The organism is Ewingella sp. AOP9-I1-14, assembly GCF_052375995.1.
Taxonomy (GTDB): domain Bacteria; phylum Pseudomonadota; class Gammaproteobacteria; order Enterobacterales; family Enterobacteriaceae; genus Ewingella; species Ewingella allii.
In genome coordinates this window covers 771,925-784,398 of record NZ_JBQSVA010000001.1, presented here as the reverse complement: position 1 = coordinate 784,398, position 12,474 = coordinate 771,925, and the positions used below count along the sequence as shown (strand labels likewise).

Sequence of the window (12,474 nt, the reverse complement as noted above, 5' to 3'; positions counted from 1 at the left end):
CGCTAAAACCGCATTAAACTTCTGAATTCCTTCACTTTGCTGCGACTGACCGGCACTTCGAAGTCCAAATCGCTTAAGCGCAAAATATAGGTGTTGTTAAACCACGGCACGATTTCGCGGATTTTCGACAAATTCACACAGTAGGAGCGATGGCAGCGGAAGAAATGCTCTTCCGGCAGGCGATTGCACAGCTCGGTGATATTCATCGGCATGGTGAATTCTTCTTTGCGGGTATAGACCTGTGTCACTTTCTCCTGCGCCGCGGCGTAATAGATATCATTGATATCAGTAACAATAATCCGCTCATCTTTAATCAAATTGATGCTGTGGCTAGCGCGGTTGCTACTGGGTGCAGGCTGGGTTAGCGCCTGTTTGTCGCGTTTAAAATGCATCTCCAGCTTTTGCAGCATGGTGACAATGCGCGACTCGTGATAAGGCTTGAGAATGTAGTCGAATGCCTCGATTTCATAAGCCTCGGCGGCATGCTCTTTATAGGCAGTGATAAAGATAATGTAGGGCTTGTGCGCGAACTTGCTGATGTTCTGCGCCAGCAATACGCCGTCGAGCGACGGAATGTTGATATCGAGGAAAATTGCATCCACCTCATGGGTTTGCAGATACTTCAGCACGTCCAGTCCGTCGTCAAAGCTGGCTTCGATTTTGATTTCGCTATGCGCATTAATCAGATAACTCAGCTCCTCCTGTGCGAGGACTTCGTCTTCAACGATGATGGCTTTCATTGATATTTTCCGAGGTGATCAAAAATGAAATTTCCGTGCCTGGCTCAAGGCGGCGGATAGTTAACCCATGGCCATACAGCAGTGAAACGCGATGGTGCACGTTGAGCAGGCCGATTTTATTGCCGGGCATTTCATTTCTCGCCACCCGGTCAATGGTTTCCTGATTTATGCCGTGTCCGGTGTCTTTAATCGACACTCTCACGTTACTGTCCTGACGCTTCACCGCAATCACGACCACCCCTTTACCGCTGCACGGCTGAATGCCGTGGACGATGGCGTTTTCAACCAGAGGTTGAATCAACAGACTGGGGATCTGCACCGAGATATCGTCATCAATATCATAGATAACCGTCAGCTTGCTGCCAAAGCGTGCCTGCTCAATGGCGATGTAATCCTGCACCTGATGCAGCTCTTTACGCAGGTCAATCAGCTCGTCATTCAGCTCCAGATTGTAACGCAGATAGCGCGACAGATTGATGATTAGCTGGCGCGCAGTGTCAGGCCGGGCGCGGATAGACGATGAAATAGCATTTAGCGCGTTAAACAGAAAGTGTGGGTTGATTTTACTTTGCAGGGCGCGCATTTCGGCTTTATTGGCCATTTCGCGCAGTTGCTCTGCTCGCGACACTTCCATCTGGGTGGAGATAATTTGCGACAGGCCGACCGCCATCACTTTCAGCGAATAGGTGATGCGGTGGGCGTGGCAGTAATAGATTTTCAGCGAGCCGGTTACTACTCCGCTCTCCCATAAAGGGATAATGATCAGCGAGTGTATCTCCGGCGTGCGGTCCACTTCATCATTGTTTTTAATGGTGATTTGACCGGACTCCAGCGTCGCCTTGGTGATATCACTGATTATCTCGTGGCCGATGTTGTACTGCTCGGCGCCCACGCCAACGTAGGCCAAGATGTTTTTGGTATCGGTAATGGCCACGGCGTCGGCGTTGATATCTTCGCGGATAATACTGCAAATCTTTTCCAGCGACCGGGCGTTAATATTCGGCCCTTCAATGTGACGGAAATAGGGCAGGGTTTTATTGGCGATGTCCAAGGCGAGTCGCGCCTGGCGGGCGGCAATCACCTCTTTTTCGTCGGCCACGCTTTGCACCAGCAGGATAATCAGGCCAATTGAGCTGGCCCCGAGGATCAGCGGCGCGGCGATGCTCATGACGATATCCACCCCCAGCGAAAACGGCTTCGCCATCAGCAAAATCAGCACCATAGTCAGGGCTTCGCACAGCATTCCGGCGGCAATCCCCACTTTCCAATGGTTAGCTTTCTTCACTTTCAGGTTGATATAGCCCGAGGTAAAACCGGCCACGATGCTGGTTATCAGGCAGGGCAGCGAGGTGACACCATGGATATCAATAAGATAACGGTGCGAGCCGGAAATCAGGCCAGTAATAATCCCCACCCAAGGGCCAAACAGTATTCCGCCGGACATAATGGCGATGGTGCGCACATTGATTAGCGAGCCTTCGACGTTAATCCCCGATAGGGTGCCGAAAATGGCAAACAGCGAAAAAATCGCGGTAGCGGCGGCGAGTTCCAGCGCCGTGTGGTTATGGCTCTCTTTCTGTAGCAGCTTGCGAAACAGGCGGGTACGAGTGAGGAAGAATAGGCAGATTAACATCAGCGCTGCGCGGTCAAAGACCGCCAGCAACATTTCAAACACTTGCGGCACGGCAGGCTCCCTGTTTTCGGCTTAGGCCCATTATAACAGGGAATTGTCTTAGGGAATGAAATGCACTAAAGCCATAAAACGCATGAATAACCAATGATTCAATTGTAAGCTGACGCGATACCTACCCAGAGGAAAATAATGATGAAAACTCTGACACCTTTGCAACTCACCACTCCACGGCTGGTGATGCAACCCATTGAAAATGAAGACTGGTGGTTGTTCCAGAAGCTGTACCAAACGCCAGAGGTGATGCGCTTTATTGGTGATATCGACTCGCCCGCGCAAATTCGCAATCGCTTCGAACAGCGCCTTGGGCACTGGGATCGCTATGCTGATTTTTGGCTCTGTCTGGTGATCCGCGAACGCGAAACCGGCGCGGCGGTGGGCCTGACCGGCTTCTTCCCCGACTGGCGGCCTTATCAGCAGGGTGAGGTGGGTTTTATCATTTCTCCCGAGCATCAGGGGAAAGGGTATGCCGTTGAATCACTGAAAGCCGTGCTGGATTTTGCTTTTGATACCTGCGGTTTTCATCGCCTGCAGGCCAACGTGCTGGAGGGCAATTTCCCCTCGCGCAGGGTGCTGGAGAAGTGTGGATTCCAGCTCGAAGGCTGCCTGCGCGACAGCTACCGCATTGGCGAGGTGTGGCATAACGACTGGCTGCTGGGGATCCTTGCCGATGATCCGCGAGGTTAATCTCTCGTTGGTTAAAAATAGGTCGTCTGGGGTATCGACAGTTTTTTCTGCCTGAGATATGTTCTTGGAAGGCCGCATCGCGGCCAGCGTCGCTCGGACGGTCCGGGCGCTCACGTATCCTTGAGGAATTTATGGCTGACTCCAGTTCTCCACGTCGTTTTACGCGTATCGATCGTCTTCCCCCTTATGTTTTTAACATTACCGCTGAATTGAAAATGGCTGCGCGACGTCGCGGCGAAGACATTATTGATTTCAGTATGGGGAACCCTGATGGCGCAACCCCGCCGCACATTGTTGAGAAAATGGTGCAGGTGGCTCAGCGCGAAGACACCCACGGTTATTCCACGTCACGCGGTATTCCACGCCTGCGCCGTGCGATTTCCCGCTGGTATGCCGATCGCTATCAGGTTGAAATCGATCCAGAAAGCGAAGCCATTGTCACCATTGGTTCGAAAGAGGGGCTGGCGCACCTGATGCTGGCAACCTTGGATCACGGTGATACTGTGTTGGTGCCAAACCCAAGTTATCCGATTCATATCTACGGCGCGGTGATTGCCGGTGCGCAGGTGCGCTCGGTGCCATTAACCGACGGCGTGGATTTCTTTGCTGAACTGGAACGCGCAATTCGCGAAACCATTCCGCGTCCAAAAATGATGATCCTTGGCTTCCCGTCTAACCCAACGGCGCAGTGCGTTGAGCTGGATTTCTTCGAGCGCGTGGTCGCACTGGCTAAGCAGTACAATGTGCTGGTTATCCATGATTTGGCCTATGCCGATATTGTGTATGACGGCTGGAAAGCGCCTTCTATCATGCAGGTGCCGGGCGCGAAGGACATCGCGGTCGAGTTCTTCACGCTGTCGAAAAGCTACAATATGGCGGGCTGGCGAATCGGCTTTATGGTCGGTAATCCAGAGCTGGTCAGCGCGCTGGCGCGTATCAAAAGCTATCATGACTACGGCACCTTTACCCCGCTACAGGTGGCAGCCATCGCCGCGCTGGAAGGGGATCAGCAGTGCGTCAAAGATATCGCCGAGCAGTATCGCCAGCGCCGCAACGTGCTGGTTCGCGGTCTGCACGAGGCGGGCTGGATGGTCGATAACCCGAAAGCCTCAATGTACGTTTGGGCCAAGATACCACCGGCTTACGAGCACTTAGGTTCGCTGGAATTCGCCAAGCGCCTGCTGGCCGACGCCAAGGTTTGCGTCTCGCCAGGTATCGGCTTCGGTGATTATGGCGATACCCACGTGCGTTTCGCCCTGATTGAAAACCAGGACCGTATCCGCCAGGCCGTGCGCGGCATTAAAGCCATGTTCCGCGCAGATGGCGTGCTCCCGGCTAAAGCTTAAGCCTCATCAAACCCAGCAATTAGCCCCAAAACAACAACAAAAAACCCGGCATTGGCCGGGTTTTTTTATGGCATAAATTCATGCCTTGCTCATGCTTATCGAGCAAACAGGCTGATTATTTACGGCCTGTCAGTTTCGCCAGCAGGAAACCTACACCGGCGGCAATAAGCAGGGCCGGTACTGGGTTGTCTGAGGTTTGGCGCTTCACGGTATCCACGGCGTCGTTCACCGCATAGGATGCCTGAGAAAGATTTTTGCGGACTACGCCTTCTGCTTGCAGACCATGATCTTCCGTTGCGCGACCAAACTGTTCCTGACCTTTGCCAACCAGCTCTTCAGCTTTATCTTTCGCTTTATCAAACATAAGCAGTTCCTTTTGTCTGGAGGGCGAGCAACATGCCAGCCCAACGCACTTCAATGAATAAAAGTGTCATACCTCATTAACTGTAGACCATGAATTGAAGGCAGCAGGGGCCGATTTGCTGAGAGTTATCTTAAATCTTAGGGGAAAGCAGCAAAATTGAAGCGTTTCACTAGTCTTAGTCAGGTGGTCTTAGATTTCACTCATTGAGTGATAAGAGGGGAAAAATGACACAGGACGCGCTAAAAAAAAGTCGTATAGAGATTGTGAAACAGTTTTATAGCAAGCTGGATCAGGCAGATGCGACACTGTTGGATCTGTTTACCGAGGACACTGAGGTGTTTTTCCCAAAATTTGGTACAGCAAAGGGAAAGTCATCGCTGGGCGAACTGGGCAAATGCTTCGCGTTGGAAATCGATAAAATTCAGCACATGCAGGATAAATTTCGCTTTATCACCGATGGCGATACGCTGGTGGTTGAGGGACAAATGCGCGGCGTGATGCAAAGCGGCGAACGCTGGCCCACGGCCGAGGCGGGAAGTCACCACTTCTGCGCGGTATTTGAATTTCATGAGCTGTTGATTCAGCGCCTGAGTATTTATCTCGATCCGGATTTCAATCTGGAAGATAAAAAACGGGTCAATAATTACCAGCAGTCTGAATAACATTTCGAACCAATACTGAGCAAAAAAATGAAAGGAAACCCGCCTCAATCGTTGGGTTTCCTTTCGCCAACTACTGCCAAAACCCGGCGTCATCACGCTACAGGGGATCCGATTTTCTGGGATAACGTGAATCAATTTCTCCAGATTAAGAGGCAATAGGGACAATCAGGTTCTTATACTTTTCGAGCACCGGTGCCTTGGCGTCCTGCGGATTTTGTAGCTGCCACAGGTTGCGGCTGATACCGTCATTCACCAGATAAATCACGCCGGTTTCAATCGCCGACATCAGGCAAAGCATCACAGGTTCATTGGTGGTGTAGCCTAATTCTCCTTCCAGTAATCGTTGATAATCGACAAATCGGAAGACACCGGCCTGCACCTCATAAGACAAAATGGTTTTGCTGGTATTTACCGATGACAGAACTTCCCCGGTATTGACGTCGACGGCGCGCAGGTTCACGGCTATCTGGTCTAACTGGTACTGCGTGCTGGCCCCGATACCGAAATATCTGGCACCAACCCCGCCGGATTTCACATTACTTTCGTAGCCAATGATTGATCCTTCAATCAAAATATTCGCCGCCACCAGTGAGGAGAGGGCGCGGGCATTATTCTCTGCCACGCTGCCGTTTTCCTGCGCGGCGCGGATAATTTTGCGTTCATTCAACAGGTTCTGTAGCCCCTGACGTTCAAGGGGGATAAACCATTTTGAATCCTTAAGTGCCGACACCAGCATGGCGGTGGCACTTTGCGGCACGGCGGTGGAGAAGTTACTCGCCGGGTAAGGTTTAAACTGTCCCGTTTCATCCTGAATGTTGTAAATCGAGACAAAAATCTTGCCGCGCGCCGGTGGCAAGTTAGTCAGGTCCTGATAGCTCTGGGCTCGCGGCAGCAAGGTGGGTTTTGCTGCTTGATCTGGTGGTGCAGTCAAACACCCTGTGAGGGCAAAAATCATCAGAAATAGAAACAAACTGCGCATAGTGGCCTTCCCGCTGCTGTGATTGGCGATGTTTAGGTGAATTTTTTGGTTTTAATTAGAGCCACTGATGCCCTGAACCTGAATGGTCGAAATCTTTCCTGTTTTACGATCGGTGACGTTCATCACCAGCTGACCGTCGGTGTTTTGCACATCGACAATAAAATCTTGAGTCACCATTCGCCCCGGCTTGCCCTGATTCACATTGCCCATCAGGGTTCCCAGCAGCTGCGACTGTAAGGCAGAGGTGAAGTTGTCCAGCGCCGACGGGTTATAAGCATCGAAGTTATAGCCGTTGGGATCTTTGTATGAGTTCTGCGCATTGGCCGAATTCAGCAAAAAAGCACCATTGTTCGGGTTGCCGCCAAAGTTGGGATTCACAAACTGATGCACCATATTTCCCGCCCATGAGAGAGGGGAGAAAAGGAACAGCGATAAAAGCGCGACAGATATTTTCACGGTAAGCTCCTAGAATTCATCGCCGGTGAGATCACCGGTGCCCAATAAGGCTTTGTCGATTTGGCGGCGTGACAGGGCTTCATGCACACTGGCCACGGCGGTATCGACCTCTTTGCTAAAATTGCGGCGGTTGGGAAACAGCAATATTTGATACAGCGTGTCTTGCCCAACCTTGATGCTTATCCAGCTTCCCCAGCGGGCGCTTGGCCGTTCGCTGATGGTGATTGTCTCGGCATAATTAATATCCCAGCGATCAGCAAAACCGCGGTAGAAGTCGTGACCCACGGAGGTCACCGTGTGGTCAGTTACCAAGCCAGGGTCTTTAATTTCTGCCGCATTGGCAGTCTGGCCTAACACTAATGTCAGGCCGAAAAGCAGACAGATGACGGATTTCATCATGTCAGCGCTTTAAATTGTCGTTAGCCCAAGAGACGGCCTGAGTCCGGTTTTTGACGGAAAGCTTGCGGAACAAATTGTATAAATGCGTTTTGACCGTGTTCTCACTAATAAAGAGCAGCCGGGCAATTTCAGTATTTGAAGCGCCCACGCGCAGCTTATTTAAGATCTCTTGTTCCCTATGGGTTAGGCCGGTTTCACTATGATTGAGATAGCGATATTGCCCTGACTGACTAATGAGGTAGCTGGCAAAGCCTTGAGTGAAATAACATTCTCCATTGAGTACGTTGTTAATACCTTCAACCAGTTTATTTTCCTCGGTAGAGTTATAGAATACGGCGCTAATGCGCGGCCAGGCTTCTATTTCTCTAAACTGATAATCACTCGGAGTATTAAATAATAAAAGCTTCACATTATCGTCATAGCGACGAATGACGGATTGCCATAAGACAACCTGTCGCTGGTCTGCTTCCATCATGTCAAACAATATGAGTGCCTGGTTTAATGAATCATCTTCTAGTGTCTTATTAATGTTATGCAGTTTAGTGTTTACACTTAACTGATGTTTTAACTGCTGCAATAAAGCACTGGCCTGAAGTGACGGCTTAGTAATTAACAATAAAAGGTTGTTATTTAATATTGCTTCATTAGTCATAATGAAACCCCACCTAATTTTTTTGACAGCCTACAGATGCCTTATAAATGAAGGCATTAAATAGGTTGCTTTGCTGCTGGATGTAGCATGTGCAAGCCCGTGGCGTATTAACCAAAAAAGTAAATAAAACCGGAAAAGTTAAATAACCACTACACACGCAAGTTTGTCATTATTAGAAATAGGATTTTTCCTACATCATCAATCTATCCATTGGACACTCTAAATCAAGGCTTATTTGTGTTTCAAAATGTAACTTAAAATGTGCAAATTTTACTTCACACTATTGTGATTAGAAGCAGCCAATCTGTTAAACACCTTTAACCTATCCTCCTGCGCGTTTACCTTAAACTGGCAACTAACTACTGCTAATTCATTCGCCTAGCGGGCAGTTTGATGTACTATTTAAGCTGATGAGGTGAGTTTTTCTTCTGCTTTATCTCAAATATTGGTCTTGGTTTAGTATTTCCATAACTAGTTTGACCTCGCGATCTGACGCTACTTCGCAGTCTTCACCCTCTAAAAAAAGGTGACAGTATATTCAATATCAGCTGTAACCCTCATAGGCAGAGAGAAATTTTTCGTCTTCGCAGGCTAAGTATTTGATCCAGGTAATGACAGATTTAATAAATTGTATGACAAATTAGGTTGGGCGGATTCTAGGTTAGTTACGCACCTTTATTAATTATTTTCGAAATTTCAGGTTGATGGAATTACGGGGTTTTTTACTCTTTACCTCATGCTTTCTGATGAGTCTTAAATGAAAAATACGACTTACAGGTGAGTTTTTTATTTTTACGACTATCCATACTCAATTCGTCCAGTAAACAACTCTGGCTTTCTCGATGTGTTTGTCGATTGTCATTTTCATAATGCAGAAGAAAGTCAATCAGGGCTGAAATATGAAAAAAATGATTTTTATCGTTGCGCTGATTTCATTACCTCTAATTACCATGGCGCAACCGAAAGATCTCGCCCACAGTGAATTGGGCTTTAGCGCCAACACCAGTGATATTTACTATTACAGTAATTCGTTTGATAACGCCGTAGTGGGGGGCTATTCATCCTCGGGCAATGCCGCTTTTATTTTGCAAAAAGGCAATGGCAATACGGCTATTACCCAACAAAATGGGAACAGCAATCGGGCGAATATTACGCAATTTAACAATGATAATAATGCGATTGTTAATCAGCGAGGTAATGGCAATGCGGCCGATATTATGCAAAGCGGCAGTGAAAATACTGCCGTGATTGCCCAGCTTGGAAATAACAGTTCTGCATCTATTGAACAAAAAGATTTTGGCAATACCGCCGTTATTCTCCAGCGAGGTAGCCGGAGCGTGACGCAAATTAGCCAAAGTGGTACGGACCGGTCAGCCGGTGTCGTACAAAATTCGTCAGGAATGGCGATCAGAGTCACACAGCGTTAATCACTTTGTCTCAAATGAAGATCATCCAACTTTAACCAATGGGGTAGCATCATGAATCTTTTGAAAATTGTGGCAGTATCTGCGTTAGTGATCAGTGGCAGTGCATTGGCAACAACGCCTCCAACCTCTTCTCTGCCAGTATTCCAGACCACCAACTGGAACGCTGAAATTCAAATTTATCAGGCTGGTACGGCTAACCGTGCTCAGGCTAACCAAAGCGGCGTCTCTAAATCGCTGACGTCGATTGACCAGCGCGGCTCACAAAACAAAGTTGGCAGCAACCAAACGGGCAACAACAGTCTGGTAAAAGTCTCCCAGGCCGGTGACTGGAACAACGCCAACGTGTTGCAGGCCGCCAGCAGCAGCATTACCCAAATCAGCCAAAACGGTACGGGTAACTACGCGCAGTCCAATCAATACGCCAACGGCAGTCTGGCGAATATCCAACAGTACGGTACCGGCAATCAGGCTTACGCTAGCCAGCACTGATTCCCCTGACGTTATTGTCATGCAGTTTGTTCGTCGCAAAACAGGGCCTATGCCCTGTTTTGCTTTATATAAGGAGGAACGATGCAGCTATTGTTGATTGCCGCCGTCATGTCGAACCAACTGTGGTTCGACACCCAAACTGAAGCCGATGTCTATATTGTCCGGCCCATGGCGACCCTGAGCCAAAACTGCACCTGTCAGGTTTCCATTGCCGTCTCACATAGCGCCGAGCAGGGGCAGAGCACCAGCCGCCAGCAGGGCAGTATCAACCTCGCCGCGAACAAAACCCTCTCTCTCGGGCAGATGCGCATCGCGATGCAAAAAGGGGATTGGACCCAGGTGACGGTCACGTTAACCGATGGTCAAGGCTTAAGGCTGGAGAGGCAAATCATTGTGCCAAATAATAGTTAATCCCCGACTAATAATAGGCGCGCCCAGAGCAGAAATTCTTTTCATTCACACATTCATCGAATGATTTCACTGCAAAATATTATTTAACCTTATATATCTCTAAGGGTAAATGAAGATTTACCGTGAGGAACTTGTGACGAAAACAGTTGTTTTTTTCTAATTGGATTTTGGCCTTTTGCCGACCAGATGGCCCGTTCTGCAAGGGTTTGTAGCACAAAAGGCTGGTTTATAAGAATAATCCTAATTCATAAGTTGTTAATTTTACTTAGGTAGGTTATTTCGCTTCGTAAAGAAAAGGAAATTTATTGTAAACCAAATTTACATTGGCATAATGCGATGGATTAAGGACGCTTGACCTTTGGATTAATAATAATAAGGATATTTCCGTGCGCCGCCCCGCTATTAATATTGCCTGCCAGTCACTGGTTATTTCTCTCAGCCTGTTTATTAGCAACAGCCATGCTGCACCTATTACCGGGCCTTCTCCTTTTCGCGATCAGCCTTTAACAGACGCGGCCAGCCAACAGGCGATGGCGCCTCCGGGCAATTTACGCGCGGCGGGGGACCAGCAGTTTATTCACCAACAGGAACAGCAGCGTGCATTGCAGCAGCGCCTGGCACCTGATGCGCCGGACGTGCGCCTTTCTCCCCCTGCCAGCAGTTTTGGCCGCATCAATTTTCCGCAGGAAACCCCGTGTTTTACCCTCTCCCAAGTCCGGCTGAGTGGTACCGAGGCCTTGCCGCATTGGCTGCCGCTACAGCACATCAGCAATCAAGCCGTAGGCAAATGCTTAGGGGGAAAGGCATCAACCTGTTGATGAGCACTTTGCAGAACAGGTTAGTGGATCACGGGTATATCACTACCCGAGTGTTGGCTCCGTCGCAGGATCTGAAAAGCGGCGTGCTGCAGCTGGTGGTGGTGCCCGGCAAGACCCGTCAGGTGAAATTAACGCCAGACAGCGACCATTACGTCACGCTCTACAGCGCATTTCCTGCCCATGAAGATCAGCTATTAGATTTACGCGATATCGAGCAGGGTTTAGAGAATCTGCAGCGCCTGCCGACGGTGCAGGCCGACATGGAAATCGTGCCCGGCGAGCAGCCAGGAGAAAGTGATATTGCGCTGCGCTGGAAGCAGGAAAAAATGTGGCGCGTCGCTGCGGGCCTTGATGACTCAGGCACGCGCAGCACCGGCCGCTATCAGGGCACCGCGACCTTATCGCTGGATAACCCATTCTCACTCAGCGACCTGTTTTACATTTCCGGTACCAGCAGCCTGCCTCACAAAAGTGGCAAGAGCACGGGTAACGTCACCGGGCACTATTCAGTGCCTTTCGGCTACTGGATGTTTGGCCTGACGGCCAACAGTTACGAATACAACCAGACCACCGCCGGGCTTAATGGCGATTACCGGTATCGCGGTAAAAGTAAAAATCTCGATTTTCAGGTTAGCCGCATATTGCATCGCAACGGTAGCCAGAAGACCACGCTGACCTATGACGTGCTGGCGCGCGAGTCCAGAAACTACGTCAATGATACTGAAATCGAAGTGCAGCGCAGGCAAACGGCGGCGTGGCGCTTGGGCTTACAGCATCGTCACTATATTTCGCAAGCCACCCTCGACACGGGCATTAGCTATCAGCGCGGTACCCGATGGTTTGGCGCTACGCCTGCGCCAGAAGAGTATGGCGGCTACGCCACGGCGCTAAGCAAAATCGTCCAGCTTTCCGCCCAGCTTGATGTGCCTTTTGCCATCGCCAATCAGAAATTTCGCTACAACGTGCAGTATCAGCGCCAGTACACCGACACTCACCTGACGCCTCAGGATCAATTTGCTATCGGTAACCGCTGGACGGTACGCGGCTTCGACGGTGAACTCACCCTGAATGCCGATCGCGGCTGGTTTGTGCGTAATGACCTGGCATGGGCGACGCCGCTGCCTTCCCAGGAGCTTTATCTTGGGGTGGACTATGGCGAAGTGGGCGGCAACGGCACGCAATATTTGGTGGGCAATCACTTAGCGGGCGGCGCAGTTGGGGTGCGTGGCCGAGCTTTCAGGGTCGGTTATGACCTGTTCGCCTCGGTGCCTTTCTCCAAACCTGACGGTTTCTCAACGGATCCCGTCTCGCTGGGCTTCAACCTCAACTGGTCGTATTAGGGTAAGGACACTCT

13 protein-coding genes and 1 pseudogene are annotated in these 12,474 nt (G+C 49.8%); 7 read left to right on the top strand and 7 right to left on the bottom strand.

Translation table 11 applies throughout. The features are described from left to right. Positions 1-2: 2 nt before the first annotated feature. Together ACT3RT_RS03595 and ACT3RT_RS03590 are read right to left on the bottom strand one after the other, a co-directional pair. Positions 3-740 (bottom strand): LytR/AlgR family response regulator transcription factor, encoded by a 738-nt coding sequence (locus tag ACT3RT_RS03595; protein ID WP_396130952.1) that lies wholly within the window; start codon positions 738-740, stop codon positions 3-5. Beyond that, entirely contained in the window at positions 721-2,424 is a 1,704-nt protein-coding gene (locus ACT3RT_RS03590; RefSeq protein ID WP_496202511.1) for a LytS/YhcK type 5TM receptor domain-containing protein, read from the bottom strand. The genes ACT3RT_RS03595 and ACT3RT_RS03590 overlap by 20 nt, the downstream gene beginning before the upstream one ends. Before the next feature lie 138 nt (positions 2,425-2,562). Between ACT3RT_RS03590 and ACT3RT_RS03585 the strand changes: the two genes are divergently transcribed. Both ACT3RT_RS03585 and alaC read left to right on the top strand, forming a co-directional pair. Beyond that, on the top strand, positions 2,563-3,117 hold the full coding sequence (locus ACT3RT_RS03585; protein ID WP_353502848.1) for a GNAT family N-acetyltransferase: 555 nt from the start codon (positions 2,563-2,565) through the stop codon (positions 3,115-3,117). Between the two features lie 131 nt (positions 3,118-3,248). Next, positions 3,249-4,463: an alanine transaminase gene (alaC, locus tag ACT3RT_RS03580; RefSeq protein ID WP_353502847.1), complete on the top strand. Its 1,215-nt coding sequence runs from the start codon at positions 3,249-3,251 to the stop codon at positions 4,461-4,463. A 115-nt stretch (positions 4,464-4,578) separates the two neighbouring features. On the opposite strand, the gene ACT3RT_RS03575 is transcribed toward alaC, so the two are convergent. Continuing rightward, positions 4,579-4,827: a CsbD family protein gene (locus tag ACT3RT_RS03575; protein WP_353502844.1), complete on the bottom strand. Its 249-nt coding sequence runs from the start codon at positions 4,825-4,827 to the stop codon at positions 4,579-4,581. A gap of 224 nt (positions 4,828-5,051) precedes the next feature. Here ACT3RT_RS03575 and ACT3RT_RS03570 point away from each other — a divergent pair, with 224 nt between their 5' ends. Then, positions 5,052-5,489, top strand: a complete 438-nt coding sequence (locus ACT3RT_RS03570) for a nuclear transport factor 2 family protein (RefSeq protein WP_353502843.1) — start codon at positions 5,052-5,054, stop codon at positions 5,487-5,489. A 145-nt stretch (positions 5,490-5,634) separates the two neighbouring features. On the opposite strand, the gene csgG is transcribed toward ACT3RT_RS03570, so the two are convergent. Genes csgG through csgD form a run of 4 tightly spaced genes read right to left on the bottom strand, consistent with a single transcriptional unit; the run spans position 5,635 to position 7,975 of the window. Then, positions 5,635-6,468: a curli production assembly/transport protein CsgG gene (gene csgG, locus ACT3RT_RS03565; protein ID WP_496202510.1), complete on the bottom strand. Its 834-nt coding sequence runs from the start codon at positions 6,466-6,468 to the stop codon at positions 5,635-5,637. Positions 6,469-6,519: 51 nt separating this feature from the next. After that, positions 6,520-6,924 (bottom strand): curli production assembly/transport protein CsgF, encoded by a 405-nt coding sequence (gene csgF / locus ACT3RT_RS03560; protein ID WP_396130946.1) that lies wholly within the window; start codon positions 6,922-6,924, stop codon positions 6,520-6,522. Positions 6,925-6,933: 9 nt separating this feature from the next. Further along, complete coding sequence (gene csgE / locus ACT3RT_RS03555; protein WP_353504002.1) at positions 6,934-7,320, bottom strand: curli production assembly/transport protein CsgE; 387 nt, start codon at positions 7,318-7,320, stop codon at positions 6,934-6,936. 4 nt (positions 7,321-7,324) lie between these two features. After that, positions 7,325-7,975, bottom strand: a complete 651-nt coding sequence (csgD, locus tag ACT3RT_RS03550) for a biofilm master transcriptional regulator CsgD (protein WP_034791950.1) — start codon at positions 7,973-7,975, stop codon at positions 7,325-7,327. 899 nt (positions 7,976-8,874) lie between these two features. Here csgD and ACT3RT_RS03545 point away from each other — a divergent pair. The 4 genes and pseudogenes from ACT3RT_RS03545 (at position 8,875) to ACT3RT_RS03530 (ending at position 12,460) form a co-directional block, all read left to right on the top strand. Beyond that, entirely contained in the window at positions 8,875-9,402 is a 528-nt protein-coding gene (locus ACT3RT_RS03545) for a curlin (protein ID WP_485904168.1), read from the top strand. A gap of 51 nt (positions 9,403-9,453) precedes the next feature. Continuing rightward, positions 9,454-9,891 carry a curlin gene (locus tag ACT3RT_RS03540; protein ID WP_353502838.1) on the top strand — a complete coding sequence of 146 codons (438 nt, stop codon included), beginning with the start codon at positions 9,454-9,456 and terminating at the stop codon, positions 9,889-9,891. An 81-nt stretch (positions 9,892-9,972) separates the two neighbouring features. Next, positions 9,973-10,302, top strand: coding sequence for a curli assembly chaperone CsgC (csgC, locus tag ACT3RT_RS03535; RefSeq protein ID WP_496202509.1), 330 nt, complete (start codon positions 9,973-9,975; stop codon positions 10,300-10,302). Between the two features lie 530 nt (positions 10,303-10,832). Further along, positions 10,833-12,460 (top strand): annotated as a pseudogene (locus ACT3RT_RS03530) (ShlB/FhaC/HecB family hemolysin secretion/activation protein). The last annotated feature ends 14 nt before the right edge of the window (positions 12,461-12,474 follow it).

Excerpts from the sequence above, each read along its gene's own strand:
- csgE (WP_353504002.1), bottom strand. The coding sequence starts at position 7,320 with ATGAAATCCGTCATCTGTCTGCTTTTCGGCCTGACATTAGTGTTAGGC.
- csgG (WP_496202510.1), bottom strand. The coding sequence starts at position 6,468 with ATGCGCAGTTTGTTTCTATTTCTGATGATTTTTGCCCTCACAGGGTGT.
- ACT3RT_RS03585 (WP_353502848.1), top strand. The coding sequence starts at position 2,563 with ATGATGAAAACTCTGACACCTTTGCAACTCACCACTCCACGGCTGGTG.
- csgD (WP_034791950.1), bottom strand. The coding sequence starts at position 7,975 with ATGACTAATGAAGCAATATTAAATAACAACCTTTTATTGTTAATTACT.
- ACT3RT_RS03545 (WP_485904168.1), top strand. The coding sequence starts at position 8,875 with ATGAAAAAAATGATTTTTATCGTTGCGCTGATTTCATTACCTCTAATT.
- ACT3RT_RS03540 (WP_353502838.1), top strand. The coding sequence starts at position 9,454 with ATGAATCTTTTGAAAATTGTGGCAGTATCTGCGTTAGTGATCAGTGGC.
- csgC (WP_496202509.1), top strand. The coding sequence starts at position 9,973 with ATGCAGCTATTGTTGATTGCCGCCGTCATGTCGAACCAACTGTGGTTC.
- ACT3RT_RS03595 (WP_396130952.1), bottom strand. The coding sequence starts at position 740 with ATGAAAGCCATCATCGTTGAAGACGAAGTCCTCGCACAGGAGGAGCTG.
- ACT3RT_RS03570 (WP_353502843.1), top strand. The coding sequence starts at position 5,052 with ATGACACAGGACGCGCTAAAAAAAAGTCGTATAGAGATTGTGAAACAG.
- ACT3RT_RS03575 (WP_353502844.1), bottom strand. The coding sequence starts at position 4,827 with ATGTTTGATAAAGCGAAAGATAAAGCTGAAGAGCTGGTTGGCAAAGGT.
- alaC (WP_353502847.1), top strand. The coding sequence starts at position 3,249 with ATGGCTGACTCCAGTTCTCCACGTCGTTTTACGCGTATCGATCGTCTT.